Genomic DNA, 24,864 nt, shown 5'->3' with positions numbered 1-24,864 from the left:
TTTTTTTCGCTTTTGTTTCATAGAGTCATAGAGTGCCGGCTGCCGCTTTATGCTTGGCCAGCCATGCAGCACCTATTATTCCTGCATCATTTCCCAGTTCGGCGGCAGCAAAGGCTGTATGCTCCGCCACTTTTGGCAGAGCATGTACAGCGTAATGAGAACGCAGAGGTGTTAAAAGCTGCTCTCCGGCAGCCGAGACGCCGCCTCCTATAACAATCTTCTGAGGATTGAGGACGTTAGCTGCATTGCCGGCTGCCATTCCGAGGTAGTGCATGGACAAATCGATAACAGCATCTGCCGTCTGATCTCCGGCAGCTGCACATTCAAAAAGAAGTTGAGCTGTTAACGGTTCCTGCTGCTTCTTTATGTATAACATGGAATCCGGATTTTTTTCTGCTGCTTCTTCTGCCATACGAACCATGCCGGTCGCGGACGATACGGTTTCAAGGCAGCCCGTCTTTTTGCAGTTACAGGGGGCACCGTTTTCAGGGATGACTGTTACATGACCAATCTCTCCTGCCATATCCGACACGCCATGCAAAATATCGCCATTTACGATGACACCACCGCCGACTCCGGTTCCAAGTGTTAAAAGCAGAACATCGACAGCATCATTTCCCGCTCCCTGCCAGTATTCACCCGCGGCTGCAAGATTCGCATCATTATCAAGAGCGACCGGAATCTCAAGCAGATCCGACAGGATGGAAGTGACAGGATAATCAATCCAGCCGATGTTTACTGCGAAATGAATCATCCCTTTTTTTACATCAACAAAACCCGGTACTCCGATTCCGGCGCCTTTCATATCTGCTGCAGTCACCCCGTGTTCCTTCCATTTTCTCAAGATGGATCGGGCGATATCTTCCAGAACATGTTCTCCGTTATTGTCTTTATTGGTTGCAATCGACCACTTTTCCTTCTGTTGTCCACTTTCTGTGAAAAGACCGATTTTTACTGATGTTCCTCCGACGTCGATACCGAGAAGATATTTTTCTTTCATATGCCAAACTCCCCATCCTTCCTGTCTCCCATTAGTCCAGTTGGTTACGTTCTTTTCTAATGATCATCAGCGCGTTCGTATAATCCTTATTGTCCATCAATCCAGCTTCGTGCGCCCCTTTCACTTCTTCTTCGAGAAGTTCAAGGTCCATACGGCGGTCTTTGGTATATATGACGGTGCGAAACTGTATCAGCCATTTTCTAATATCTGCGAGAGTTTGAAAGTCCGTATTCATATGTCTATTATAGCAACATAATCAAAGAAAAGAAAAGCAGACCTGCAAACGGAATATACGGAACGAAAAACCGCCCCCTCATTTTAAAATGAAGAATACTCTGCACCGTGTTACCGGCCACATAGGCTGCTGCAAATAAAAACATCAAAAGCATTCCTGTCACAAAAGAGGAAGCCCAGTGCCCCGCATGCCAGCCTGTATACATAAAAAGCATCGTCAGCGCCAGCCACAAATATCCCGAGCGGGCATGAAAAAAACCGTAATAAGGCAGGTAAAACATGCATCCACATACAGCCGCCGAGGCAGCTGTCAAAAAACGAAGCACGTCAAAAAGAAAAGCTGCTTCAGCAGCCCGAAGCCAGGAAAACCCTGCTGTAAGCAGACCTATATAAAATGTACAGACAAATAACAGAAAAATCAGCATCATTATCCGCTTCTGGTGGTGTAGATTATACATCGCTGCAGCACCAAAAGCCATACCCACCGCAGTTAATTCCAACAGCGAAATAAACATAGGACCCTCCCCTGGACAACTTTTATCTCTATCTTATGTCCACCTTTTCCGGTCCATTCCGCCAAAACCGGGACTCTTCTGTTATCCCCCGGCCGTTCTATCCGGATCCCCTTTGCCGGTAACGGATGGTCTCTTTTTTTTCAAAGGGATCGGTTTCCGTTTAAAAATATCGCCTAAATCAGCTGCGGAAAATGGGAGCAGCGGCCAAAGGTACGGGACACCGGCCGGCCGCAGCGTAACGAGAAATAAAAACCAGACGGTGACCGCGGCCGTGAAGCCGGGTGCTCCAAAAACCCCCGCAGCCAAAAGAAACAAAAAACGCCAGATCCGATTCGCCAGACTTAATTCATAACTCGGTGTAGCATACGACCCAATCGCTGCTACAGCAAGATATAACACGACTTCATAAGAAAACAGGCCGACTTCAATAGAAATCTGTCCGATTAATATAGCTGCAATGATACCAAGCGCCGTAGCTAATGCCGAAGGTGTGTGAATCGCTGCCATCCGCAGCATTTCAATTCCCACTTCGGCAATGATGAACTGTGAAATAAGCGGGACTTTTCCCTCTTTTTCCACTCCGAGGTAATCAATATATTCCGGAGGGCTTAAAAGATCTGCGGCAAACAGGAACCACAGCGGCAGGAGAAAAAGGGATACAAAAACGGAGATATAACGGACGAGGCGGTGCATCGTACCAACAATTGGTTTCTGCCTGTATTCTTCTGCGTGCTGAAGATGGTGCCAAAACGTACACGGCACGATCATTACCGTTGGAGAACCGTCCACATAAATCAGTACGTGTCCTTCGAGCAGATGTACCGCAGCTGTGTCAGGCCTTTCGGTGTAGCGTACGAGGGGATAGGGATTGACATACTGACCAAACAGATACTCTTCCACTGTCTTGTCCGCCATCGGAAGCCCGTCACTGGATATGTCCTGAACGCCTTTTCGGATACGGTCCACCATTTTTTCATCAGCAATATCAGCAATGTAGCTGACACACACGTCTGTGAGCGATCTTTTTCCGACTCTTTGGTATTCCATCCGCATATTGCGGTCGCGTATTCGTCTTCTCGTTAACGCTGTATTAAAAATGATGGTCTCGACAAAACCATCTTTAGCCCCCCGGACAACCTGTTCGGTCTGCGGTTCCTCAAGTGACCGGACCGGGTATTCCCTGGTGTCTATTAATATAACTTCTTCTTCGCCGTCCACGACGAGGGCTGCAGGACCGGATAATACCTGATTCACGACTTCATTCAGATCTTTACTTGTATCCAGCTCCACATAGGGAATTCTTGAGGTAATTAACGATTGGATAACCCTGCTTTTCTGCCTGGATGATGGAAGATGATCCAGTTCACGCTGAATTTGTGTCATCGCCTGATCTTTTACAAATCCGTCCACCATGTACAACGCCATTTCAATGCCGTTGTACTCCAGTTCCAGCTCAATAATATCGAAATTTTGTTCAACTGCCAGTTCCGAAGCCAAATAGGATTTGTTTTCAGCGATCCTGCGGGACACTGGAATGCTGTGATCGGTCATCGTTATCCCCCCTTAACGGTCATTGTCTCCGACAGAAGAGGTATTCATGCACAAAAACAGGGAATGAAGCTTTCCATTTCTGCAGATACTAAAAAACAACAGCTGTTCCTGCATGGAACGGCTGCCGTTTACTTTCTCCGATAGTCAGGAGCATGCCCATATGAAAAAATGGATCTGCGTTTTCCTTGTTCTTTTCCTGATACCGGGTGCGTCTGAAACGCATGCCTCTCTCTTCAAAAAGCACGAGGAACTACACTACGAACGTCCGGATCATCATTTCAGTAAAAACGCAGGAACAATTACCATCCACCACACACTGGATAACGATGAATATGTACTGGAATCCAAAGGAACACTTGAAACCAAAGTACCGGCTGACAAACAGCAGGCACAGATTATTTTAATGGAAGATGGATACGTCAAAGACAGCGCCGCCGCGTGGTCGGAAAACGAGAGTGATATTACTGTGCTTAAACAGACTGCTTCTGAAGATTCAGGCAGATACGACCTCACCGGGTTTTACGGTATGAAAAATGCCCCAGTCTATACCTATGACTGGAGCAGTAACTCTTTGTATGTGCTTGACACCCCGATTTCGGATTTACATTCCTTTTCCATTGCGGACTCCAAAGAGGAAAAAAGAACGGGTAAGATGATGGACACCATTATCAGACAGCAGCAACAGCACGTGAAACGATTCATTAAAGATAGTGCCGATCTGCCGGAGTCTTTCCGGTTGTTTCCGCTGACCGATTGGAAAAAATACATGACTCCTTCTGTCAGCGGGCTGTCTCCAGACACCGCAGAAAAGGCGTGGCAGGACGTTTACCACACGATAGTAGACGTAACTGCATCACAGCAGAAACAAAGAAAAAAGGTTATGCCCTTCCTGAGCTGGGATAAAAAACGGAAAACGTTGTCCCTCTATATTCATTACAGCAGCACCTAAGGAAGATTTGCCTGTACTCTGTCTTCGATGCTTTCCACGTCCACGTCGTCCGACTGGTTTTCAATACCAAGCTCTCTGGATCTGTTCAAAGACTGTTCTGCCTCTTCCCACTGGCCAAGCTCTGAATAGGCAATAGCGAGATTATAATGGCCCTCGGCAAGCTCCTCATTGATGGAGACAGCTTCCTGAAAACGCGACACTGCCTGCCTGTATTGGTTTTCGGCCATGTAAGTGTTCCCGAGAACAAACGGAACATAAGCATTGTTGTCCCCGTTTTCAGCATCGTTTAAAATCTGCCTTGCTTCTTCCACATTATCTCGTTCCAGATACTGCTGGGCCAGCTGGACTTCAACCATCGAAGAACCCTGGCTGTCTTCGTTCACGATACCGTACCATAAAAGCCCTGCAGCCAGTCCCGGGATAACCAGTAAAAAAGGAAGCTGGGTTAAGGTGCGGCTGTGTTTTGGGAGGTGTACCAGCGCAGATGCCAGAAAACCTCCGGCCAGACCGCCGATGTGTGCTCCGTTATCAACCGCGGGAACGACAAAACCAAAGACAAGGTTAAGACCCAGAATAAAAAGGACATTCAGTCCCATCGTACGAAAGAACAGGGCACGGTGGATCATACCAAAATACAACAGCGCCCCGAAGCAGCCAAATATCGCACCGGATGCGCCGGCTGACACCTGATCATTAAACGCAAAACTTGCAAGGGAACCAAATACTCCGGCCGTCATGTAAATAATGATAAAGCGGATCGTTCCGTACATCCGCTCCACCGCTCCACCGATGTAAAAGAGAGCCAGGGAGTTCATAACTAAATGAAAGATCCCGATGTGTAAAAACATAGATGTGATAATCCGCCACCACTCTCCCTCAAGAAGTGCCGGGTTATACTTTGCACCGAATTCAATGAGCGTAACGAGGTTGGTGCTTTCTCCGGTCTGCTCCATCCATGTAAACACAGAAACGATGGCAGCAAGAAAAAAGAAGACCGCTCTCGGTTTTGTAAAAAGAAGAAGAGATCGGTCTTCGTTCTCCAGCTTCTCCTGTTTTTCTTTTACCATGGCTCTGTAATACCTGCCCCACTCCTCGTGGGAATACTCATCTTCTAATGCGGGCTCCCAGGATAGACGGGCTCCAAGGTCATTGAGCACCTGTTCTTCCGATTCAGCAATACGGCCGGATGGATCCCGGCAAAGAAGATAAAACCGGCCGCTGTTCTGCGTGTTCAGGTAACTGTTCAAAGGACCGGTCAGATCAGCAGGCGGATATGAGGTTACATAAATACTATAAAAGGGGATGTTTCGTCCAAGAATCATCCGTTTAATACGTTCATACTCCTGTCCCGCCTCTTTGACATCTCTTTCGACCTGATTCATCCAGTCGTGTTCAATCCTGGCAAGACGGACGATTGCTTTTTGTTTGTTTTTCCCTGTTTCAAGCCATATTTGTTTTTTGTCTCTACTGATTTCAATAATTCTCGCATCTTCTTTTATAACCAGATGATGAATCAGTTTCCAATATCGATGCATCGGCTCCACTACAGTTCATCCTTTCAAACGGAGGGTGCGCAGCAGGTAATGAGCGGTTTCCTGAAAAGACTCATGCTCTGCAGCAGGTGAATCATCTGTCGTTCTCTGCTCCCCTCTCGTGTTAAGAAATACCGCATCCCAGCCAGCCTGAACAGCTCCCTTTACGTCCAGTTCCCAGGAATCACCGATGAACACGCATCCAGCCGTTTCGCCGGGAAGCTGCTGAAGAGCATAATCAAACATTTCTCTTTTCGGCTTTTCCACAGCCGCTTCTTCGGAGACAATGAGGTGAGGTTCCGGAATATAGGTATCGAGATGCAGCTTTTTCCATTTTTCCCGCTGGGTTACCTTTCTTCCATTCGTTATAATCCCAAGACGGATTCCTTCTTTTTGAAGACGATCCAGCAAGTGATATACTCCTTCAAAAGGAACGCAGAAATCAGCGACTACTTTCTCATACTGTTCATGGAATCGTTCTGCATCTCCTTTTTGGCAGGGCAGGGAGAAGGCTTCCATCGTTTCGTCAAACCTTTTTCGGCGGTATTCATCATGCGTCCAATCGTTTTGTTCGTAATAATCCCAAAATAGATCCGAGTGATATTTGAACGTCCGGAACCAGTCCTTTACATCAACTTCTGCAAATGGGTCCCCGGTTCTGTTTGTTTGATACATGGTATAAAACGTATGTTGTACTGCTTGTTCAAACGCATCTTCGTGACTGAAGAGTGTGTTATCCAGATCAAAACATATCGTATTCCAGTACATTATATTCCCTCCACTCCTCTTCATTATAGCAGTACAGCGTTTTCTTATCGAACCATTATGTGCTGTGGAAAAACAGACGACTTTTGTATCATCCTGTCCTATACACAGAAAACCCTCACTGCAGCGAGGGTTTTCTTCATAAGCTGAATGTTTTGTGTGTCCCTTTTTAGTGTAAAAAGGCACCAAGCAATGCACGTCGCAGAAAGGGAATCTGCAGTACTGCTGCGACAGCTGTTCTACGGAGTCCACGCATGAACGATTTCGGCATGCAGGTCAGTAACAAAACAACCAGCAGCACGAGAATGAGTTTTGTGCTTCCTGTCATGATTCAGCCACTCCTTTTTCTCTATTCTCTGCATCAGCGGCTGTTTTATGTGTCCGTGCACTACAATATTCCCTCCCAGGTGCAGAGAAAATCGAGTGGAATATCGTGGGGTTCGTGAGGAATGCGATCAAATAACTGGAAAGAATACAACAAGGCACAAGTCGGTGCATCGACGGTCTGAAGAAAACGGTCATAGTATCCTCCGCCGAATCCAATACGGTATTTTTCTTTATCAAACGCCATGCCCGGGACAATAATGAAATCAAAAGAAGAGGGTGGAACGAAGGCTTCAGGATCCGGCTCCGGTTCCCATATTCCCGCGAATTCCTGTCTTGTTTTCTGAAATGATGAGATATGATAAAACGTCATGGATTCTTCTGCCGGATCCGCTCTCGGTACGACCGTCTGCTTACCTTCCTGCCAGGCTTGTTTAATAACAGGCATTGTGTCAATTTCATTTCTCGTCGACATTGTAAGTGCAATGACGGCAGACTCCTTCCATAAAGAAGAACGAAAAAGCTGCTGATATATGTAATTTCTCTCCCGGTATCGTTTTGCAGGCGCTGTATGTTGGAACTGGTCTCTGATATGCCGCCGGATCTCTTTTTTTTGGTCCACCATTCTTCCACCTTTACAAGTGACTCCCTTCAAAAACAAAGACCTTTGATACTGCAACACTCCTTTATACAGAAAAAAGCAGAGGAGATAATCTCTCCAACTGCTTACTTGGTTTCCCTGTGCAGGGTGTGCTTATTTAGACGCGGACTGAATTTTTTCAGTTCAATGCGTTCCGGATTTTTTCGTTTATTTTTTGTCGTAATGTAGTTACGATCACCTGTTTCGGTGCAGGCCATTGTTACTTGTACACGCATGGTTCTCCCTCCTCAACTGTTAATCTCTATTCATACCTATTTATGTTACCAAATAATACGAAACGTATCAAGCGTCTATGTGAAGAAAATAGCAGAATCAGGGGAAAGCATTCTCGTTACGAAGTCAAGCATGTATAATGTGACTCACATGATTCATAGAAAGGAGGAAGCTTATGGAATGGATTATTCTCTCTTCCATTCTACTCAGTGTGTGTCTGTTCGGCCTTTCGTTTTTAGCGGGAGATAAACAAAAAGAGCGAAACGACGAGGTGGAACAGAGGTCTCTGCAGGTAATGGGAGATATATATCAGGTGAAACAGCGGCTCCGCATTCTCGAAGAAGAACTATTGTCGGCTTCTGCTCCTTCGATGCGGCGTCATTCCAAAGAAGAACTGGTGAGCGAAGCCTATCAATTGTATCAGCAGAACAGGAGTATCGAAGATATTGCAGCCGTTATGGAATTAAAACCTGATGAAGTGCAGCAGCTGCTGTCCGAAATGCGTGATAAGGAGGGACAACGTTGAATCGAAAAAGCATGCAGATTTTTTCTATTGGATGGTTCGGGGCTGCCTGCTGCATAGCTGCTGCCTATTTTCTCCTTCAGCCCGGTCAGAACGAAACGGAAAGCTCAGCCCAAAGCACAGAACAGGCTGAAGAACAAACAAGTTCCGGCACATGGAACACAGAGGAGCACATTGCCTCCCTGGAATCGGATGGTTACGTCGTTATGACGGAGGAAGAATACAGTACCATCCAGGAAGAAAACACCCCGCCGGAAGAGGAGGAAACAAACGAAATAACGGCCATCCTACATATCGAACCGGGAATGACAAGTGGTGACGTGGCTTCCCTTTTACAGCAGCTGGAGATGGTGGAGGAAGCGTCTGCTTTTCAGCAGAAACTGCAAAGCAGCGGCCGGGCATCATCAATCAGACCTGGACAATACAAGGTAAACAGTACAATGAGCGCTCAGGAAATAATTAATCAAATTACAACTTAAAAAACGGCAGTTCCCGTGTTTTTTTCGGGATACTGCCGTTTTTATTATTCATTGTTTGTTTCGCTTTCCTCCTGCGTTTCTTCGGACGCAGGAGCCTGAGGATTTTCCTTCAGATTGAAATAAGCGTCGAGTGCTCTTCTTCCGATAACCTTTGCAACGTCCGAACTCTCATAAAGTCCCGGCACTACTACAGCCGCTGTCACTTCCGGGTTATCATACGGCGCGTAGGAAATAAAGGCCTGGTTAATACCGTCTATCGAATTTCCCGTACTCCGCTGCCGAACCGTAACTTCAGCGGTCCCAGTCTTGCCTGCTGCTGCATACTCCGCGCCGTTAAATTCCGAGTGTGCGGAACCTCTGCTCTGATTTACAACGCCTCTCATGGCTTCCTGGACCCTGTCAATATAGCTGTTATCAATATCCAGCTTATTCATAATGTTGGGTTCAAATTGTTTTTTTACCGCGCCGAGTTTCTGTTTATCCGGGTTGGGCTGTCTGATTCCTTTCACGAGACGCGGCTGCATACGATATCCGTCGTTTGCAACTGTTGATACATACTGGGCAAGCTGCAGCGGTGTATACGTATCAAACTGACCGAAACTTAAATACAGCAGTCTCCCCGGAGTGTTAGTCGGACCAGTAATCCCCGTCGATTCTGACGGTAAATCAATACCGGTTTCCGCTCCGAGTCCAAACTGGGAATAGTAATAGCGGAGCGTGGCATACGCCTGTTTGTAATTTGAGCTGCTCCAACTCTGACCGGTCCCGGGGCTGTATCCAGCCATATTCATCGCTACATACGACATATAAATGTTGGAAGATTGAACGATGGCATCGTAATAATTAACCGGACCCATATTATAAACAGAGCTGATAGGTTCTGCTCCTGCAAGATCCAGCGGCCGATCGACAATCGTCGTCTGCGGCGTAACTGCACCGGTTTCAAGACCGGTCATAACCGTTGCCGGTTTCACCGTAGATCCCATTTCATAGGATTTTGAGGTGATACCTAATTGATCCTGATAGCCCGACGCCGTCAGAATTTCTCCCGTTTCCGGCTCCATCATCACGATGTATGCGTTGGGGTTGTTAATAAAACCGCCGGAGAGCGAACCTACTTCTTCCTGCAAAATCGTATCCACTTCCTGCTGCAACGCCATATCAATCGAGAGGACAAGATCATTTCCCCGTCGTCCGTTCGTTGAATTCCCATTCGTTACGGTGCCTTTCTTCCCGCGTAGATCATTTTCATACTGCTGTTCCAGAAAGCTTGTTCCCACTTCGTCTGTGCGCGCGTATCCTTTAGCAAGGTACTGATCCAGCTGCTCACGTGGGATAGAACCGATGTTGCCGAAATAATCAGGAAATGCATCATCATACAAATACTGACGCTGGGCATCACGTAAAATATTGACTCCCGGAAGAGCATCCAGCCGTTCACTGATTTGATGGGCTTCGTTGCGGGAAAGGTCTTTTTTAATACGGTACGGGGTATCATAATAACCGCTGACCATCTGTCCCCAGATATACACTTGTTTCAGTTCGGAATCCAGAGACGATAACTGTTCTTCGCTGATACGGCTCAACTGAAGGTCATACAGCGCGTTCTCGTCTTCTTCCTCCTCGGCTTGCGCTTGCTCTTCATCTGTTACTAAATTTTTGGCTTCTTCCGGGTGCGTGGCAATCCAGTAATCCTGTTTTGTCCGTTTGTCGATTTTATCATTCAGGGTTTCGTTTTCATCTGTTTCAATGGAAATGAGGTCAACGAGCGCATCTGCTATTTCAAGTCTTTCGTCCGTCGAGACGGACTGTTTATTCGTGTATGTGAGAGAAAGCGCCAATTCGTTATCCACGACGATATTTCCGTTCCGGTCGTACATTAAACCGCGCGGGGCATCGATGCGGGCCTGCTGCTCTGAAGAAGACTCCTCCAGATCAGTTTCAAATTGATCACCCTGCACAATCTGAATATAACCGAGCCTGAAAATAAGCAGTGAAAATAAAAGAAATACCGCAAAAAATAACAGATTTAAGCGGAAAGGGACGTGTCTGTTTCCTGATTTCGTTTTTCCCACCTGTATTCCTCTCCCTTTTCTTATGTAACCGTTCTGTACATTACTACATTTTAGCACACTTTGACGCGGGTAAAAAGAAGAGGAGAACTCATGTCACCGAGTCTCCTCCTCCATTTTCCGGCATGCCGCTATTCACTTTTTTCCTGTCAACAATAAAGGACGTATCAATATTTTTGATACACCACGCAGCCGCAAAGTGTCCGGCTCCTGCTATTACCATGAGTACCGGAATAATAATACGATCAGGAAGCAAAGCGGTCCCGACCAGGAACAAAATGATGGAAAAAGCCCGCCCGCTGTTAATAAACCACTCTTTTGTAACCAGATATTCTATGCGAAGTGCGCCGGCATCAGCAGCCTTTCCAAGCACATCATATGTGAGCGATACGTAGGGAACCAGCATCAACGGATAAGCCGCCGAGATCACAATTCCATACGTTATCAACAACGGAAAAACAGGGTGAAACACAATAATAAACACTGAGACAACGAGTAATCCGCCACCGATGAAAATGGCATGTTTTCGGAAAACCGGTTTGAGAAACCTTCCCACCAGAAAGTAACCAAGAAACGATACAGCAGATGTCACAAAGCCGTATGTTCCCAGAGCAAGTTCGCTGTTGGTCGCTGTGTACACCCACAAAATAATGATGAACACGAAAATACCTTCCCGGCTCCCCTGCATAAAATGAGCGTACAGGATTTTTCTCCAGTCTTTATTTTTTCTTATTTCTCCAGCTGCCTTTTTAAAGTATACCGGACCTTTTGCATGCCTGTGTTTCATTTTCATGCTGAGCAGGACAGCCATCATAAACAGGAAGAAGGAAAGAAAAAATATCACCTGATACCCTCGTGATTCAGGCAGCCAGGTAATGACAAAACCTGCGCTTAAAGGACCGATCATGCCGGCAAAAGATGTTAACAACCCGGAAAACCCATTAAAGAAATCTCTTGTCTCCGGTTCTGTTATTTCAAATGTGAGCACATTGTATCCAAGCCAGTAAAACCCAAATCCAATACCGAGAAGTGCCCCGAGAAAAAGAAGAAGGTCTTCAACATTTTTTCCAGCCATCAGTACGGCAAGAAAAAAAGCCGTTAAAATAAATACACCGGCCCGCAGCGTGTAGATTCTATCTGCTTTTTTTGCTATATAGCCGGCCAGAAGAAAAGCCGGCGGCTGTAACAAGACAGAAGCCAGCTGATATAGTGCTATGTCACGGATTTCCCCGGACTGCTTCCATAAATAAATATTGACGAATGTATTGGACAGCGCAATGGATACAGCATATAATCCTCCGATGACAAGAAGCATCAATAAATTTTTGGTTACCGGAACATTTCCTAAAAACATTTTTGTAATCGAACGTAACATGTCCCCACCGCCCTTCTCTGTATTGTGCCGCGGGCGGCGGCAGCCTATTCAATAAATAAGGCGGTGCGGGACGTCTTATCCGTTTATTCTGAAAAGCACTCTGCATAACGAAGATTGGGCTGAAATTGTCTCCCAGGGAGAAGCCAAAAAAAGGCTGCCCCTTTTATAAGGACAGCCATGTGGTTCACTTATTATTTAGCTTCTTTATAGCGTTTCGCTACTTCATCCCAGTTAACAAGGTTCCAGAACGCGTCTACATATTCCGGACGACGGTTCTGATACTTCAGGTAATAAGCGTGTTCCCAAACATCGATTCCAAGAATCGGTGTTTTACCTTCCATGATTGGTGAATCCTGGTTCAGTGTATTCTGCACTTCAAGTTCACCATTGTTAACAACGAGCCAGGCCCAGCCGGAACCAAAACGACCGAGTGCGGTATTTTTGAATTCCTCCTGGAATGCTTCAAAGCTTCCCCACTTGTTCTTAATAGCGTCTGCAAGTTCTCCTTCCGGTTCACCGCCGCCGTTCGGGCTGAGGATCTGCCAGAATAGAGTATGGTTGGAATGACCGCCGCCATTGTTTCTTACCGCGGTACGGATGCTGTCAGGTAGAGCATTCAAATCACTGATCAGTTCATTAACATCCTTGTCTGCCAGGTCGTCATGACCTTCAAGCGCACCATTCAGCTTCGTCACATAAGTATTGTGGTGTTTCCCATGATGAATTTTCATTGTTTCTTCATCAATGTGAGGTTCAAGAGCGTCAAAAGCGTAAGGTAGTTCTGGTAGTTGATGGTTAGCCATAATGCAACTCCTCCTTCAAAAATTTATGTGTCTGCTGATTCGTGTTGTCACGCAGTCTTCATGCAACGGCATTCAGACGTGCAACCTTGAATATCTGTCCGACAATTCTAACGTTACCAAATTCATTTTGTCTTTTCAACAAAAACGAATGGTGCTCCTTTGAACACCATTCGTACTATACCACCCCGGCGGCACGGGTAAACATGTTTTTTACAGTTGATTTAAATATGGCGGAGGAAGAGGGATTCGAACCCTCGCGGGCCGCAAAGCCCCTAACGGTTTTCGAGACCGTCCCCTTCAGCCGTACTTGGGTATTCCTCCATGTAAACAAAAAAAGCGTCCGTTCCCAAGCGGAAAAGATAAAGGTGGTGGACCCTGTAGGACTCGAACCTACGACCAAACGGTTATGAGCCGTTTGCTCTAACCAACTGAGCTAAGGGTCCGCATGCCTTGCCGATTCATTAAAAGAATGGGGCGATTGATGGGAGTCGAACCCATGCATGCCGGAGCCACAATCCGGTGCGTTAACCACTTCGCCACAACCGCCATATGAAACATGGAAATGCTTTTGATGTTCATCATATTAAATTTAATTGGTAGCGGTGGAGGGGATCGAACCCCCGACCTCACGGGTATGAACCGTACGCTCTAGCCATCTGAGCTACACCGCCTCATGGCTCCACAGGCAGGATTCGAACCTGCGACCGATCGGTTAACAGCCGATAGCTCTACCACTGAGCTACTGTGGAATATGTACCATCTCGTCCGCATTCTTCACAGCGACAGTAATTATCATATCACGCTGCAACCTGCGGGTCAAGATGATTTTTTATCCTTTTAAATCAATATTTCCGGACGATTCTTTTTTGAATCGTCCGGAAATGTTTTATCTTCTAATCATTTTTGTTCAAGCTTTCTTTTCGTTTTATGATTCTTCCTGTTCCTCAAGGACAGCTTCAGCAATATTGACCGAATGATCGCCGATTCGTTCCAGGTTACTTAGAATATCGACGAAAACGATCCCTGCCGAACCAGAGCATTTTCCTTCATTCAGCCTGAGAATATGCTTTTTACGAAGCTTACGTTCCAGTTTGTCGATTTCTTCTTCCTGTTTCACGACTTCTTTAGCTTCTTCCACATCATCATTTTCAAGTGTTTTAATCGCATGTTGGAGCGTGTTTATTGTGAGGTTGAACATTTCATCCAAATCTTTATGCGCCTCTTCGGATAACGTCACTTTATTGGTGAGCTGATAATCCACCAATTCCACCATATTCTCCATGTGATCGCCGATGCGCTCAATATCGCGCACTGTGTCCATGAGCAGGGAATGCATTCTTGAGTTTTCATCAGAAAGAGATTTCTCTGATACCAGGACAAGATAATTCGTTATATTTTTATCAAGATTATTGATTGCTTCTTCAAATTGTATGGTTAGTTCCGAATGACGTTTTTGTTTCGTTTTCAGATACTGCAGAGATTCTGTCAGCCCTTTTTCGGCAAATTCAGCCATCCGCAGCGTTTCTGATTTGGCCTGCCCCAGCGCAATACCCGGTGAACGCTCAATAAAGCTGGTGTCCAGATGACGGGCTTTATATTCAATCTCCGTATCGTTTCCTGGAATGAGCTTCGTTACTAGAATGGCAAGAAGTCCGACAAACGGCAGCTGCAGCAGCGTGTTTGAAACGTTGAATATGCCATGCGCAAATGCTATTGTCATCCGCTCATTGAGATTCAACCACTCCTGCATGTTCTCCATAAACAATGTATACGGCGCGAGCAGAATAAGTATAATTGTCGTTCCGAGTAAATTGAAAATAACGTGTACAAAGGCGGCTCGTTTCGCTGCAACGGACGCGCCGATAGCCGCAAATACTGCTGTGATTGTTGTACCGATATTGTCACCGAAAAGAACAGGCATCACCGCATCAAGCATAATGGTTCCCTGTTGATACAGTTCCTGCAGCAATCCAATGGAAGCCGAAGAACTTTGCACCGCCACAGTAAATCCAATACCGATTATAACGCCGAGTATCGGGTTGTTACTCATGTTCACCGTCAGGTTCTGGAATGACTCCAATCCTTCAAGCGGCGCTACGCCGTCTCCCATTAATTTTAAACCGTAAAAAATAGCACCAAAACCAAAGAAGATCTGGCCGATATTATTGGCTTTTTTATTCTTCAGGAAAAATATCATGACGGTACCGACAAACATAATCGGTAGTGCATAAGCTTCAATGTCCAGGCCGATGATAAAAGCCGTCGCCGTTGTCCCGATGTTGGCGCCCATTATGACACCTATAGCCTGATGGAGGGTCATAAATCCTGCATTGACCAGACCGACTGTAAGCACCGTCGTGCCGGAACTTGTTTGAATTAGTATGGTCACAATAATTCCTGCAAGAACACCCATCAGTGGATTGCTTGTAAACCTGTCCAGTATTTCCCTTAACCGGTCGCCGGCTGTTTTCTGAAGACCGTCCCCCATAAATTTAATACCGAACAAGAAGATTCCAAGACCACCTAAAAACGTAAAAATGATCGTCTGAATATCAATTTCCAATCATTCTCATCCCTTCAGTTATATAAATTAAAAATCCCCTTTTACTGACAAACCTTTTGTATTTTACTTTATTTTTTCGTTAATGTCATTTAGTTTTTGTAAAGATTTTATTAAGAATTGTAAAGAAATCTATATTATTTGTTTTTAGAATGTACGGACTAAGATAAAATGAGACAGGTGGAAAGAAAGGAGGACATCATGACGATCCTTCAAACATTTATTAAAAGTCTTTATTCGGTTGTCTATATCGGCCGTTTTCGTTTCAAGGGAATCGGCAGAACAATCGGTTACATTTTTTTTCTCATGATAGCAGCAAGTATACCAGCTGCCATCACTCTTACTTTGTCCATAACAGGAGGAATTAATCAGCTGGAATCAGCCCTCACTCACGACAGTATGCCGGATTTCACCATCAGCGGCGGAGACATTCAGGCCGGTGATTCTTCTTTTGTTGACATAACGGATGATCACAGCAGGCGTATCGTATTTGATCCCGGCGGCACTCTCTCCCAAAGCGAAGTGACGCATATAAAAGAACAGGATAAGGTTACTGCTTTTTTGGAAAATGAGTTTGTCATTAACACCAGCATGGAACAGCGTTCTTTTGCCTATAGAATGGCCGAAGGGTTCACGATACCCAAAAAAGATATGACCTCATTGATCCAAGGGGCGGACGGGCTTCTCTTTTTGTTCATTCCGGTGACGATACTGTTAATGTATCTATTCAACACGGCACTTAAATTCATCGGCATCTGCTTTCTCTCGGTATACGGTCTTATTATCCGCAGACGGTCTCCTGTGCCGCTTCCCTACCGTCAGATCTGGATTATCTCCGCCTACGCCGTGACGATGCCGACGATTTTGTTGACCATCATTAACCTGCTTCCCGGCCGTTTTCCGGATTATCAGCAGAATATCCTTTATTGGTTCACCGCCTTTGTATGGCTGGCTGTCGTTTACAGCAGACTGCCCGTGCCTAAAAAAAAGAGACAGCAATGAGAAAACCTCTCATTCGCTGTCTTTTTCATATTCTTCCCGGCGGCGTACCAAAATTTTGGTACCGTCCACAGCCGCAACCGTGACCGCTTCATCTGCATCAAGCCATTGATCTCCACTTGTTGCACTATAATGCCTGCCTGCTACAATAATCGTTCCCGTCGGGCGGAACGGCGTTAACGTTTTAGCCGGTTTTCCTTCCAGCTCTTTATAGGAATCGTTCATCGAATTGTATCCCTGTTCACTTCCAAGCTGGTCTTTCAGCGTGATTTTCGACCACAGGTTACGGCTGGAGAACACTTTCAAAAACAGTCCTGAAGAGAACAACCCGGCAATATAACCAAACACGACCAAAATGCCATATGTTATAGACGGAGTCGGTACAGCAAGGCCGAGTCCCATGAGCAGAGCCCCAAACAGGGCAATAGTGCCGTCACTGATTACTTTCCCGTCCAGAATAATTAATGCTACACCGAGAAGATAAAGGATGATAATCCACATGCTGCCCCCGCCGTCAATATGAAAGGTGAAAAACAAACTCATAAATGCGACGCCGAGGATGGCGAATAACCCTTTGGCTTTAACGAGCATTTCCCCCATCAAGAAAAGAGTTCCTAAAAAAACGACAAGAAACCCTATACTGGGTAACTGCATCCAATCCATATTCATCAGCTCCTTTTTTGAGCAAAAAGTCCAAACTGCGGAATCGCTTGATGTCTATTATACGTTTCATCAGTTAAACCGTTTCAATTCCATTCTACCTTTTTCTGCCGTATTTTTCACTCATAAAGTAAAAGTTCAATGATAAAAAAGAGTCTGAGACAAAACTTCTATAAGATAGAAAAATACCGAACGATTTCAAAAAATCGTTCGGTATTTTTCGTTGCTGAGACAAGCCGCTACGCCAAAATGCTTTGCTTTTACTCCAGAGCACAAGGGCGGNNATCCTGCGGGGTCCCCGTGACTCGTGCTGTTCTGAGCAGGAGTCAAAGCATTTTGGCTCCGCTGCTATACAGCTTTTGATTAGTGACCCGGAACATTCGTGTTATCTGCCGCATCATGTGCTTTTGTCCCAAACTCATCACGTTGGATGTCAGGATGCGTTTTCTTCATTTCCTCCGAACCACCCGCTCAGCGAGTCGATCAATTGGTTGATGAAGTCAAGAAAACTTGAGATGAAAGACTGCGTGTCTTCGCGGTTCAAGAATTCATCAAGATTATTTCGGATATCCGATATCTGACTCTGAACCTGATCCCAGTCAATATTGAGATTCTGCATGCGCTCAAACAAAGAGACGAGACCGTTCATTTCTTCTTCTGTCAATGATACTCCCAAGTCACCTGCCACCTGTTCAATTAGATTGCGCAGATCTTCTTCGGTTTCAATATTTTGATTGCTGATTTCTTCTTTAATCCGTGTAATAAGCTCCGTGGCCTCTTCGGTTCCAATGCTTTCCCCGAGTTCCGAGGTTTTAACCATCTCTTCGTTAGCTACCTGTTTTTGCTCTTCGGAAATATTGGTTCCGGTCTGCGTTTCATACGCCTTAATCAACCCGGTTAATCCCGCGGTTCCGGATACAGCAGTCGGTGCTGTAACATATACCTCTGCGTCTTCCACTCCTGCGGTAACAAGGGCATTGGCGTACATTCCTTCGCTCACCTTGGTGATGTTATTTGTCTCTACACTTATTCCATCCCCTTCCGAAGCGATGGTTATTTTCGAAGATGAAAGGGCATTGCTTCCGATTTCGTCTCCGAGATATTCTCCCAGGTATTCGTATTCTTCTTCATTGGATACCGTAATGATTTCCGCACTGTCATCAACCTGCATTTCCTCCAGAAGCGAATTGCGCTGCTGCTCGCTTAAATCCTCTCCGAGAGTAACGATAACATCCCCTTCGGCAGCTGAAACAGACATTGGTGTTAGTACCAGCATAAGTGCTGCCAAAGCTGACACGATTCGTATGTTCACCCTTTTCATATACCATTCTCCTTTATTATTTGGATAGATTGTTCACTATCGTTCTGAACGGAATTTCTTATGCATATCATTACACTAAATCATTTTATCGTCTACCCGGAGGAGCATAATCATGAAAAAAACATTGTTCTTTATTCTTTTTATTTTACTCTCCGTTTCTGTTTATTATGATTTAACAGAAGGCACTCTGACAGGTTCCGGGAAGGACAAGCCTGCACCTTCAGATAATATAGACGACGGACATGCTGTAGAAGTTACAGTCGAATCCGGGCAGACCTTACTTTCCATCACAAAAAAACTGCACGATGGAGTGCTTCCCGCTTCTGTCGACATAATAACCCGTGATTTCAAACAATTAAATGACGGCATTTCCCCGGATCGTATGCAGGTGAACAGGCCCTATGAATTCCCCCTTTACAGCCGGAAGCAGGAATGAGCTTACTTGAACCCCTTTGCTTGCCAAATCGCTCAAAACGCTGATAGAATGAATATTGATCCTGATTAAAATGAATGATGGAAGACCGATACTCAAAATGACATATACTTTAGGAAAAAGGGGCGAATGGATTCATGAGCCAAATCACCCATCGCACAGAAACAAGACAGGTCAAAGTCGGAAACCTCGTAATCGGGGGAAACGACCAGGTAGTAGTACAAAGCATGACAACAACAAAAACGGATGACGTTGAAGCAACTGTAAATGAAATTCACCGCCTCGAAGAAGCGGGCTGCCAGATTGTCCGTGTCGCCTGCCCTGATATTCCGGCAGCAGAAGCTATACCGGAAATCAAAAAGCAGATCAACATCCCTCTCGTTGTGGACATTCACTTCGATTACCGCATGGCACTGATGGCCATTGAAGGCGGCGCCGACAAAATACGGATTAATCCGGGGAACATCGGCACCCGTGAAAAAGTAGAAGAAGTTGTCAAAGCAGCAAAAGCCAAACAGATACCGATCCGAATCGGCGTGAATGCCGGTTCCCTTGAACGCCATATCCTGGAGAAATACGGATATCCGACAGCAGACGGCATGGTGGAAAGCGCCCTTCATCATATCAAAATCCTCGAAGAACTGGATTTTCATGACATTGTCGTTTCCATGAAGGCGTCCGATGTTCATTTGGCTATTGAAGCTTACGAAAAAGCAGCTCAGGCGTTTTCCTATCCGCTTCACCTCGGCATCACCGAATCAGGCACACAGTTTGCCGGTTCTGTTAAGAGTTCAGCCGGTCTCGGGGCCATCCTGAGTAAAGGTATCGGCAGTACGCTTCGTATTTCGCTTAGTGCCGACCCTGTCGAAGAAGTAAAAGTAGGCCGGGAACTTCTAAAAACATTCGGGCTGGCTTCAAACGCTGCAACACTGATTTCGTGCCCGACTTGCGGACGTATCGAAATTGACTTGATCAGTATCGCAAACGATGTGGAAGAATACATTTCCACCATCAAAGCGCCTGTGAAAGTTGCCGTACTGGGCTGTGCAGTAAACGGTCCCGGAGAAGCCCGGGAAGCTGATATAGGTATCGCCGGTGCTAAAGGAGAAGGCCTCCTGTTCCGCCACGGCGAAATCATCCGTAAGGTCCCTGAGGAAACCATGGTGGACGAATTGAAAAAAGAAGTCGATAAAATTGCTGAAGAGCATTATGCGGCCCAGGAAACACAAGTATAACAAGCATGCAGCACCATATTAAAAAGCTGTTCCGATGCATGCATCGGAACAGCTTTTTTGTGTTTATAAGCACCAGAGGCACCTGTCGTTAAAACAATGGAGCAAACAATACCGTCACGGCGATGGAAAAAGCACCGAGACCGGCAGCCCACCATCCTAAAGCTGCCGCCTCTCTTCTGACAGCAAAGATGCCGAGTATGATTCCGGCGCCGCCGGTGAAAACCGGGAGGAAAAACAAAGAACAGATACTCAGGATAAGGGCTGTCACGCCCAGACCCTTCCCAATCGAATGATCCGTAATATCGGCTTCCATCGTTTCGTACTGTTCCTGTTCTTCCCGTTCTGTACCGCTCAGATTGGACCGGCTTCCAATACCCGGGGAAGCTACTTCAGAAGCTGTTTCCATTGTATAATCGTCCTCAGCGATTTCTACATCATCAGGACCCTTTTCTCTTTCCTGTGCTGCCATCGTCTGAGTGTCCTGCTGGCTCGGGCGACCTTCGTCCATGCTGCTGCCCCTCCCTGCTCTTCATAATCAGCTCTTTTCGAACAAATGAAAAGAAAGAGCAATCTTAGTATGCCCGGACAATCAGCCGGCACTCTGCCAAAATCCAGCATTACACCTTAGCTCCTGCACTGCAGGAAGAGCAGTAACCATACACTTCAAATTTATTTTTGCATGAATCAAACGTGGTTTGGAGAATCTAATTAAAGGTTAAAAAGGCTGGTTCTCAAGGTTTTCATGATTTTTTGGGAGTGTATCGATTCTTCTTATGGTGGCTCATGGCGTGGTCGTTCATGTGGTCAAAGAAACATCGAATTTCTTCCATTGTAATTAATCAGCAAACCACCGGGTCAATTCCCTGATGTTATCGCCGCTGCCAAGTATGCGATATCCGACCAGTATAAGCCGCGTGGCCTGTTCGATTCCGTGGCAGTATGTAATGTGCCCGGCTGGCGCAATGAGTGCAAAGTACATGCTATCCCTCCTGTTGCTATTGTAGCATAATGCGGTATACTAAGGAGGGGAAGCGTACATGGGTAAGATAGCAGGCCGTCCAGATGGGCGGTCTGTATTTTTATGTAGGAGCAGGGATGCCCTGCCCCGTTACGTACAGCCCTCACACTCGAAAAAACTCTCATCTTCTGTGATGGTGCGATCGAGCGTGATGCCCTGTACGTCCTCCGGCTCCGTGAATTCGATGTCTGCAATCGCCTCGCGGATACGAGCGTCGGCATCTTCCTGACTGGATGCTGGAATGCCATACCTGCTGCGCTCTCCGGTGGATAGGATGTGGTAAGAATAAATGTAGCTATTCATATGCTCACATCCTTCTGCTGCTTCGATTCATAGTCCCCTTCACCCTCACTCGGCTGTTCTTCCTTTTTATCGGGATTCATAAATGCGGCAGCCAAACCGGTAGCGGCAATAATGATCGTCTCGACTCCCTCTTTCACCGTGGTCTGATCGGCTCCGAAAAAGCTAAATGCCAATGCACCTACAATCAACCCGATAGGTGCGGCCAACTTCTTAATATCTTTACGCTTCATTTTCATCATCCTCTCCAGAATATCGTTTCATCACCGTAGCCATCTGTTCTCTCGTGATTGGTTCCTGCGGCTTTTCGCCGTTCAGGAGGCCTTGTTCCTGTGCCCACGTCCATGCTTCCTCATGTGAGTCATGCGGTACGTTTTCTGTACTGCCTGACGTCTCTGATTCACTGTCCAGCACGTCTGCCAATTTAGCCAGCGTCTTTTCCCCAGCCTTGCCGTCAACCGTCAGTCCGTGTCGCGCCTGAAATGCTTTGACGGCATCTTCTGTCTCGGATCCGTAATCACCATCAGCGCCATAGCGCGGCAGCTGTTCGCCAGCGGCCATCAAATCCCGTTGGAGCTTTCTCACGTCATCGCCCTGGTCGCCATTGGTGAGCAGATCTGCAGAAGATGATTTGTCGCCGCCGAGTGACTGGCCAGACCGGAGCGCCCGGCGTACCTTCTCCATGTCGATTCCTGGACAGCTAGTGGCTGTATCCGGCATCTCGTTGTGACCTCTAATGTCGCTGATATCAAGATCAAAACGTTCCATTGCATAGCGGGCACGCTCATCCCATGCTTTCTCCTGGGCGTCCGTGAAAGAACCATTCCCGACCAGGCAGATGTGGTACGTGTAGCTGTTGTTACCGCCCACGCCATTGGTGACCATCGTCGGCCGGTAGCAGACCTGCACGGTGCCGTCTCGGAGTATGACTTCGTGGTATCCTCCGGTCTGCCATGACGGGGTGAACTTGCTCCAAGTATTCTTCCAAAACGTAAAAAAATCACCGCCCGGAGACGCTGAATGGTGTCGGACTATTCTTTTGATGGCTGATACGCTGCGGCGGCCGGACCGTTTCGGTGTCTGCTCTCTCAAGTCTTGTACGGTTGCCATGTTATCTCTCCTTTAGTTATGGAATCAGAAATTGTAGAAAGAGCGCCGCAAAAGCTATGATAGATGCCACCCACGCCGGGAGATTGCGGAGCCAATTCTCACGCTCTTTAATGACACGCTGCACCTCATGCCTGGACGCTTTCTCGTCCACTTTCGTTTTCAGGTCTGAAATGTCTTTCTCATTTCCTGCGGCTTTGTACTGCACTTCTTGGGCAACCTTGGCTGTTTCTTCCACAGTTTCTTTCATGTTTGTAATCTGATCGACCTTGCCATTGAGTTCCGCTAGTGAGACTTTCACCTCCGTGAGCATGTTCAGAAATTCTTTCATTTCCTCCATCTCCTTCTGTTTCTGCATTTCATCCAAGGTTAGCCCCCTTCCTATCTCTCTACATAAAAATAAGCCTACTCGCTGGAGTACGCTTCACTAATGAGATATTTATATTGTTCGTTTGGCGTTTTGCCTTTTAAGTTACTGTCATGAGCCGCCTCTGCAATCAACTCACTGCATATCATCTGACTTGGGTTGTTCCAAGGCTTGTCGCCATACCGGATTCCGTACCACAAGAATTTCAGCACATCATAACGCTTCTCAATATGCTTTATCGCCGTGTCGGCATTTCCCATAACCTTTACAACCTCGTAATCTTTTAGGTCAAAGTGTCGTATCTGTACGCCTTTCGGAAACCGAGAATCTAAGATATGATAGTCGTCTATTTTGATAGCGTTGTGACTCCATTTACCACCGGTGAATCGTTGAATTAAACGTGACAACAAGGAAGTGTTTCGAGAGAAAATAACTTCCATTACCATTCCACCGCCTCTACTTCTTCCTTTGTTTCACACACTCTCACTTGATCGCGTAATTGCTTATTTTTGAAGATGCTGTCGTTTTTGTGCTGAAAGGCTTCCTTATAAATGGTTAGCCATTCATCCCTTGTGTGCGTGACATTACTGTCGTCTATGGTCATCCAATCAACTTCTTCTATCGTTCCGTCATCGTCTAACTCACTTTTTTGTCCTTGCATGTTTAGCTGGTCTTCAATCGTTAGACGGTATCCGTTTCCATTTGAAGCTACAAAGTTATAGACGATTGATTCTTTACATTTTGAAGATAGTTCTTTTATTTTACGATTTTTAACCGGTTTGATTGGTTTTTCGGTTGGTTTAATATCAATTATTTCGTCATTTTCTAAAATTAAATCCATGTACGGAGCATGTTCTTTTATTTTCTGTATCAAATCTTGATTTTCTTGATTCGTTTCATCTATAATATAATTCCCTTCATTATACCAATCTGAATCAGGAAAAGCTGAATTAAGTTCAAAACTTTTGTTGCTTTTAATTATCATTGATTAAATCACCTCCTTCTTTTACGCTATCGCACAATAATAATAAACATCACCGTTGTTATTAGCATCTATATTTTCTGAGTAGACATCAAACCCGTTAGATGTAAGGTTGATGTTATTCCCGTAAGCATGCCCTCCGGAAGCCTCGTGAACAAGAAACTCTCCTGCTCCATCAATCGCAACCCAACCCCAAGCGATACTAGTGTTTACAATATACAAGAACTTTGGACGGAATCCTACCACTATTGACCGACCGGCACTGCCGTCCCCTGTATAACTTCCTATAACAGGAATTCTTTGTTCAGCTTCGTATTGTGCTTCTTCAATTCCTTGTCCAAATTTGTTTAACTCCTCCGCACTAATCGCAGGAGGGCCTTGATTCTGAAATGTTGTTTTCGTATAAGCCATTTTATAACCTCCCTACTGTATCTGTTCTGACGATATTAATGCTTTCCAGTTCGTCCTTGTTGCGGTCATAGAACACTCTAGCCACCATAATACCTGTATCAGACGAGCTTGTTGCGTCACTCCCTGCAAATATCCCAATCTCTTTAATATGGAAATTGGCTTCTGCGCTGTTGATGTTTACCGTGCGCTTGATTTCTCCCGTTCCGGTTGTCTCAATTTTCGTAAACTCTTTGCGGAATTGCTCGTCACCGAGTTTCGTATTGCTTTCTTCCAAAGTGAGTGTACTTCCACCGTCAGCGCCTAGAGCAATATATTTGATTTCTAAATTACTTATATCACCGAGGCTGGCATCCCGTAATGTATTCAGCCATGCGTCCGTGATAAGGTTCGGGAATCGTTCAACTTCCATTTTGTCGCCTCGCATGATTTGCACTTCAAATGTTCCTTTCCAGCCTGAATCCATAACATCACCTCA

At 45.9% G+C, this 24,864-nt stretch carries 31 protein-coding genes and 5 tRNA genes; 6 read left to right on the top strand and 30 right to left on the bottom strand.

Features of this window, described 5'->3' with window-relative positions; all coding sequences use genetic code 11:
• Positions 1-25: 25 nt before the first annotated feature.
• The 4 genes from ACFSUB_RS02270 to ACFSUB_RS02255 all read right to left on the bottom strand — a co-directional run bounded on the left by ACFSUB_RS02270 (position 26) and on the right by ACFSUB_RS02255 (position 3,300).
• The gene (locus ACFSUB_RS02270) at positions 26-1,000 is read right to left on the bottom strand and encodes an ROK family glucokinase (protein WP_380711562.1); all 975 of its coding nucleotides are present in this window, start codon (positions 998-1,000) and stop codon (positions 26-28) included.
• Positions 1,001-1,031: 31 nt separating this feature from the next.
• Positions 1,032-1,235, bottom strand: a complete 204-nt coding sequence (locus ACFSUB_RS02265; RefSeq protein WP_380711561.1) for a YqgQ family protein — start codon at positions 1,233-1,235, stop codon at positions 1,032-1,034.
• Between the two features lie 7 nt (positions 1,236-1,242).
• Entirely contained in the window at positions 1,243-1,749 is a 507-nt protein-coding gene (locus ACFSUB_RS02260) for a hypothetical protein (RefSeq protein WP_380711560.1), read from the bottom strand.
• 81 nt (positions 1,750-1,830) lie between these two features.
• On the bottom strand, positions 1,831-3,300 hold the full coding sequence (locus ACFSUB_RS02255; protein ID WP_380711559.1) for a spore germination protein: 1,470 nt from the start codon (positions 3,298-3,300) through the stop codon (positions 1,831-1,833).
• A gap of 160 nt (positions 3,301-3,460) precedes the next feature.
• Between ACFSUB_RS02255 and ACFSUB_RS02250 the strand changes: the two genes are divergently transcribed.
• Positions 3,461-4,249, top strand: coding sequence for a hypothetical protein (locus ACFSUB_RS02250; RefSeq protein WP_380711558.1), 789 nt, complete (start codon positions 3,461-3,463; stop codon positions 4,247-4,249).
• Here the strand turns inward: ACFSUB_RS02250 and ACFSUB_RS02245 are convergent.
• From ACFSUB_RS02245 to rpmG, 5 genes are all read right to left on the bottom strand, one after another.
• Positions 4,246-5,784 carry a rhomboid family intramembrane serine protease gene (locus ACFSUB_RS02245; RefSeq protein ID WP_380713153.1) on the bottom strand — a complete coding sequence of 513 codons (1,539 nt, stop codon included), beginning with the start codon at positions 5,782-5,784 and terminating at the stop codon, positions 4,246-4,248. The two genes, ACFSUB_RS02250 and ACFSUB_RS02245, sit on opposite strands and share 4 nt — an antisense overlap.
• A gap of 15 nt (positions 5,785-5,799) precedes the next feature.
• Positions 5,800-6,549, bottom strand: a complete 750-nt coding sequence (locus ACFSUB_RS02240; protein WP_380711557.1) for an HAD family hydrolase — start codon at positions 6,547-6,549, stop codon at positions 5,800-5,802.
• A gap of 166 nt (positions 6,550-6,715) precedes the next feature.
• Positions 6,716-6,874 carry a hypothetical protein gene (locus ACFSUB_RS02235; RefSeq protein ID WP_380711556.1) on the bottom strand — a complete coding sequence of 53 codons (159 nt, stop codon included), beginning with the start codon at positions 6,872-6,874 and terminating at the stop codon, positions 6,716-6,718.
• Positions 6,875-6,934: 60 nt separating this feature from the next.
• Positions 6,935-7,495, bottom strand: a complete 561-nt coding sequence (locus tag ACFSUB_RS02230; protein ID WP_380711555.1) for a 5-formyltetrahydrofolate cyclo-ligase — start codon at positions 7,493-7,495, stop codon at positions 6,935-6,937.
• Positions 7,496-7,596: 101 nt separating this feature from the next.
• Positions 7,597-7,746, bottom strand: a complete 150-nt coding sequence (gene rpmG / locus ACFSUB_RS02225; RefSeq protein ID WP_090925779.1) for a 50S ribosomal protein L33 — start codon at positions 7,744-7,746, stop codon at positions 7,597-7,599.
• Between the two features lie 173 nt (positions 7,747-7,919).
• Here rpmG and ACFSUB_RS02220 point away from each other — a divergent pair, with 173 nt between their 5' ends.
• Complete coding sequence (locus ACFSUB_RS02220) at positions 7,920-8,270, top strand: hypothetical protein (protein ID WP_380711554.1); 351 nt, start codon at positions 7,920-7,922, stop codon at positions 8,268-8,270.
• On the top strand, positions 8,267-8,746 hold the full coding sequence (locus tag ACFSUB_RS02215) for a hypothetical protein (protein ID WP_380711553.1): 480 nt from the start codon (positions 8,267-8,269) through the stop codon (positions 8,744-8,746). Before ACFSUB_RS02220 ends, ACFSUB_RS02215 begins: the two co-directional genes overlap by 4 nt.
• 44 nt (positions 8,747-8,790) lie before the next feature.
• Here the strand turns inward: ACFSUB_RS02215 and ACFSUB_RS02210 are convergent, their stop codons facing one another.
• The 9 genes from ACFSUB_RS02210 to ACFSUB_RS02170 form a co-directional block, all read right to left on the bottom strand.
• Positions 8,791-10,821 (bottom strand): peptidoglycan D,D-transpeptidase FtsI family protein, encoded by a 2,031-nt coding sequence (locus ACFSUB_RS02210; RefSeq protein WP_380711552.1) that lies wholly within the window; start codon positions 10,819-10,821, stop codon positions 8,791-8,793.
• Positions 10,822-10,909: 88 nt separating this feature from the next.
• Positions 10,910-12,193, bottom strand: coding sequence for an MFS transporter (locus ACFSUB_RS02205; protein WP_380711551.1), 1,284 nt, complete (start codon positions 12,191-12,193; stop codon positions 10,910-10,912).
• A 191-nt stretch (positions 12,194-12,384) separates the two neighbouring features.
• Positions 12,385-12,996: a superoxide dismutase gene (locus tag ACFSUB_RS02200; RefSeq protein ID WP_380711550.1), complete on the bottom strand. Its 612-nt coding sequence runs from the start codon at positions 12,994-12,996 to the stop codon at positions 12,385-12,387.
• 228 nt (positions 12,997-13,224) lie between these two features.
• Positions 13,225-13,317 (bottom strand) — tRNA-Ser (locus ACFSUB_RS02195).
• Positions 13,318-13,362: 45 nt separating this feature from the next.
• A tRNA-Ile gene (locus ACFSUB_RS02190) sits at positions 13,363-13,439 on the bottom strand.
• Between the two features lie 27 nt (positions 13,440-13,466).
• Positions 13,467-13,542: transfer RNA gene (locus ACFSUB_RS02185), tRNA-His, on the bottom strand.
• Between the two features lie 48 nt (positions 13,543-13,590).
• A tRNA-Met gene (locus ACFSUB_RS02180) sits at positions 13,591-13,667 on the bottom strand.
• A 3-nt stretch (positions 13,668-13,670) separates the two neighbouring features.
• A tRNA-Asn gene (locus ACFSUB_RS02175) sits at positions 13,671-13,745 on the bottom strand.
• A 176-nt stretch (positions 13,746-13,921) separates the two neighbouring features.
• Positions 13,922-15,559: a Na/Pi cotransporter family protein gene (locus tag ACFSUB_RS02170; protein ID WP_380711549.1), complete on the bottom strand. Its 1,638-nt coding sequence runs from the start codon at positions 15,557-15,559 to the stop codon at positions 13,922-13,924.
• A gap of 198 nt (positions 15,560-15,757) precedes the next feature.
• Here ACFSUB_RS02170 and ACFSUB_RS02165 point away from each other — a divergent pair, with 198 nt between their 5' ends.
• Positions 15,758-16,558, top strand: coding sequence for a DUF1189 domain-containing protein (locus ACFSUB_RS02165; protein ID WP_380711548.1), 801 nt, complete (start codon positions 15,758-15,760; stop codon positions 16,556-16,558).
• Between the two features lie 9 nt (positions 16,559-16,567).
• Here the strand turns inward: ACFSUB_RS02165 and ACFSUB_RS02160 are convergent, their stop codons facing one another.
• Together ACFSUB_RS02160 and ACFSUB_RS02155 are read right to left on the bottom strand one after the other, a co-directional pair.
• Positions 16,568-17,218: an NfeD family protein gene (locus tag ACFSUB_RS02160; RefSeq protein ID WP_380711547.1), complete on the bottom strand. Its 651-nt coding sequence runs from the start codon at positions 17,216-17,218 to the stop codon at positions 16,568-16,570.
• Between the two features lie 430 nt (positions 17,219-17,648).
• Entirely contained in the window at positions 17,649-18,536 is an 888-nt protein-coding gene (locus ACFSUB_RS02155; protein WP_380711546.1) for a DUF1002 domain-containing protein, read from the bottom strand.
• Between the two features lie 112 nt (positions 18,537-18,648).
• Between ACFSUB_RS02155 and ACFSUB_RS02150 the strand changes: the two genes are divergently transcribed.
• Together ACFSUB_RS02150 and ispG are read left to right on the top strand one after the other, a co-directional pair.
• On the top strand, positions 18,649-18,972 hold the full coding sequence (locus ACFSUB_RS02150; protein ID WP_380711545.1) for a hypothetical protein: 324 nt from the start codon (positions 18,649-18,651) through the stop codon (positions 18,970-18,972).
• Between the two features lie 134 nt (positions 18,973-19,106).
• A complete protein-coding gene (ispG, locus tag ACFSUB_RS02145; protein WP_380711544.1) occupies positions 19,107-20,204 on the top strand; it encodes a flavodoxin-dependent (E)-4-hydroxy-3-methylbut-2-enyl-diphosphate synthase in 1,098 nt (365 codons plus the stop codon).
• An 88-nt stretch (positions 20,205-20,292) separates the two neighbouring features.
• On the opposite strand, the gene ACFSUB_RS02140 is transcribed toward ispG, so the two are convergent.
• The 10 genes from ACFSUB_RS02140 to ACFSUB_RS02095 form a co-directional block, all read right to left on the bottom strand.
• Entirely contained in the window at positions 20,293-20,712 is a 420-nt protein-coding gene (locus ACFSUB_RS02140) for a DUF4190 domain-containing protein (RefSeq protein WP_380711543.1), read from the bottom strand.
• Positions 20,713-21,039: 327 nt separating this feature from the next.
• Positions 21,040-21,183: a hypothetical protein gene (locus ACFSUB_RS02135; RefSeq protein WP_380711542.1), complete on the bottom strand. Its 144-nt coding sequence runs from the start codon at positions 21,181-21,183 to the stop codon at positions 21,040-21,042.
• 129 nt (positions 21,184-21,312) lie between these two features.
• Entirely contained in the window at positions 21,313-21,525 is a 213-nt protein-coding gene (locus ACFSUB_RS02130; protein WP_380711541.1) for a hypothetical protein, read from the bottom strand.
• Positions 21,522-21,755, bottom strand: coding sequence for a hypothetical protein (locus ACFSUB_RS02125; protein ID WP_380711540.1), 234 nt, complete (start codon positions 21,753-21,755; stop codon positions 21,522-21,524). The genes ACFSUB_RS02130 and ACFSUB_RS02125 overlap by 4 nt, the downstream gene beginning before the upstream one ends.
• Positions 21,745-22,632, bottom strand: coding sequence for a peptidoglycan recognition protein family protein (locus tag ACFSUB_RS02120; protein ID WP_380711539.1), 888 nt, complete (start codon positions 22,630-22,632; stop codon positions 21,745-21,747). Before ACFSUB_RS02120 ends, ACFSUB_RS02125 begins: the two co-directional genes overlap by 11 nt.
• A gap of 16 nt (positions 22,633-22,648) precedes the next feature.
• Positions 22,649-22,996: a hypothetical protein gene (locus ACFSUB_RS02115; RefSeq protein WP_380711538.1), complete on the bottom strand. Its 348-nt coding sequence runs from the start codon at positions 22,994-22,996 to the stop codon at positions 22,649-22,651.
• 38 nt (positions 22,997-23,034) lie between these two features.
• The gene (locus ACFSUB_RS02110) at positions 23,035-23,436 is read right to left on the bottom strand and encodes a hypothetical protein (protein ID WP_380711536.1); all 402 of its coding nucleotides are present in this window, start codon (positions 23,434-23,436) and stop codon (positions 23,035-23,037) included.
• A complete protein-coding gene (locus ACFSUB_RS02105) occupies positions 23,436-23,981 on the bottom strand; it encodes a DUF4376 domain-containing protein (protein ID WP_380711535.1) in 546 nt (181 codons plus the stop codon). Before ACFSUB_RS02105 ends, ACFSUB_RS02110 begins: the two co-directional genes overlap by 1 nt.
• Positions 23,982-24,002: 21 nt before the next feature.
• Positions 24,003-24,389 (bottom strand): DUF7483 domain-containing protein, encoded by a 387-nt coding sequence (locus ACFSUB_RS02100; protein ID WP_380711534.1) that lies wholly within the window; start codon positions 24,387-24,389, stop codon positions 24,003-24,005.
• A 1-nt stretch (position 24,390) separates the two neighbouring features.
• Entirely contained in the window at positions 24,391-24,852 is a 462-nt protein-coding gene (locus ACFSUB_RS02095; protein WP_380711533.1) for a phage tail-collar fiber domain-containing protein, read from the bottom strand.
• Positions 24,853-24,864 lie beyond the last annotated feature (12 nt).

It is taken from the genome of Salibacterium lacus, from assembly GCF_042684865.1.
In the GTDB taxonomy this organism is placed as follows: domain Bacteria; phylum Bacillota; class Bacilli; order Bacillales; family Marinococcaceae; genus Salibacterium; species Salibacterium lacus.
The sequence above is the reverse complement of the archived record's forward strand: the minus strand, read 5'-3'. Positions and strand labels throughout refer to the sequence as shown.

Coding starts and splice junctions, on each gene's coding strand:
- ACFSUB_RS02125 (WP_380711540.1), bottom strand. CDS start 21,755: ATGAAGCGTAAAGATATTAAGAAGTTGGCCGCACCTATCGGGTTGATT.
- ACFSUB_RS02270 (WP_380711562.1), bottom strand. CDS start 1,000: ATGAAAGAAAAATATCTTCTCGGTATCGACGTCGGAGGAACATCAGTA.
- ACFSUB_RS02220 (WP_380711554.1), top strand. CDS start 7,920: ATGGAATGGATTATTCTCTCTTCCATTCTACTCAGTGTGTGTCTGTTC.
- ACFSUB_RS02100 (WP_380711534.1), bottom strand. CDS start 24,389: ATGGCTTATACGAAAACAACATTTCAGAATCAAGGCCCTCCTGCGATT.
- ACFSUB_RS02240 (WP_380711557.1), bottom strand. CDS start 6,549: ATGTACTGGAATACGATATGTTTTGATCTGGATAACACACTCTTCAGT.
- ACFSUB_RS02160 (WP_380711547.1), bottom strand. CDS start 17,218: ATGGATTGGATGCAGTTACCCAGTATAGGGTTTCTTGTCGTTTTTTTA.
- ACFSUB_RS02260 (WP_380711560.1), bottom strand. CDS start 1,749: ATGTTTATTTCGCTGTTGGAATTAACTGCGGTGGGTATGGCTTTTGGT.
- ACFSUB_RS02250 (WP_380711558.1), top strand. CDS start 3,461: ATGAAAAAATGGATCTGCGTTTTCCTTGTTCTTTTCCTGATACCGGGT.
- ACFSUB_RS02265 (WP_380711561.1), bottom strand. CDS start 1,235: ATGAATACGGACTTTCAAACTCTCGCAGATATTAGAAAATGGCTGATA.
- ACFSUB_RS02135 (WP_380711542.1), bottom strand. CDS start 21,183: ATGTACTTTGCACTCATTGCGCCAGCCGGGCACATTACATACTGCCAC.
- ispG (WP_380711544.1), top strand. CDS start 19,107: ATGAGCCAAATCACCCATCGCACAGAAACAAGACAGGTCAAAGTCGGA.
- ACFSUB_RS02105 (WP_380711535.1), bottom strand. CDS start 23,981: ATGATAATTAAAAGCAACAAAAGTTTTGAACTTAATTCAGCTTTTCCT.
- ACFSUB_RS02155 (WP_380711546.1), bottom strand. CDS start 18,536: ATGAAAAGGGTGAACATACGAATCGTGTCAGCTTTGGCAGCACTTATG.
- ACFSUB_RS02130 (WP_380711541.1), bottom strand. CDS start 21,525: ATGAATAGCTACATTTATTCTTACCACATCCTATCCACCGGAGAGCGC.
- ACFSUB_RS02235 (WP_380711556.1), bottom strand. CDS start 6,874: ATGACAGGAAGCACAAAACTCATTCTCGTGCTGCTGGTTGTTTTGTTA.
- ACFSUB_RS02140 (WP_380711543.1), bottom strand. CDS start 20,712: ATGGACGAAGGTCGCCCGAGCCAGCAGGACACTCAGACGATGGCAGCA.
- ACFSUB_RS02230 (WP_380711555.1), bottom strand. CDS start 7,495: ATGGTGGACCAAAAAAAAGAGATCCGGCGGCATATCAGAGACCAGTTC.
- ACFSUB_RS02205 (WP_380711551.1), bottom strand. CDS start 12,193: ATGTTACGTTCGATTACAAAAATGTTTTTAGGAAATGTTCCGGTAACC.
- ACFSUB_RS02200 (WP_380711550.1), bottom strand. CDS start 12,996: ATGGCTAACCATCAACTACCAGAACTACCTTACGCTTTTGACGCTCTT.
- ACFSUB_RS02095 (WP_380711533.1), bottom strand. CDS start 24,852: ATGGATTCAGGCTGGAAAGGAACATTTGAAGTGCAAATCATGCGAGGC.
- ACFSUB_RS02245 (WP_380713153.1), bottom strand. CDS start 5,784: ATGCATCGATATTGGAAACTGATTCATCATCTGGTTATAAAAGAAGAT.
- rpmG (WP_090925779.1), bottom strand. CDS start 7,746: ATGCGTGTACAAGTAACAATGGCCTGCACCGAAACAGGTGATCGTAAC.
- ACFSUB_RS02150 (WP_380711545.1), top strand. CDS start 18,649: ATGAAAAAAACATTGTTCTTTATTCTTTTTATTTTACTCTCCGTTTCT.
- ACFSUB_RS02165 (WP_380711548.1), top strand. CDS start 15,758: ATGACGATCCTTCAAACATTTATTAAAAGTCTTTATTCGGTTGTCTAT.
- ACFSUB_RS02255 (WP_380711559.1), bottom strand. CDS start 3,300: ATGACCGATCACAGCATTCCAGTGTCCCGCAGGATCGCTGAAAACAAA.
- ACFSUB_RS02110 (WP_380711536.1), bottom strand. CDS start 23,436: ATGGAAGTTATTTTCTCTCGAAACACTTCCTTGTTGTCACGTTTAATT.
- ACFSUB_RS02120 (WP_380711539.1), bottom strand. CDS start 22,632: ATGGCAACCGTACAAGACTTGAGAGAGCAGACACCGAAACGGTCCGGC.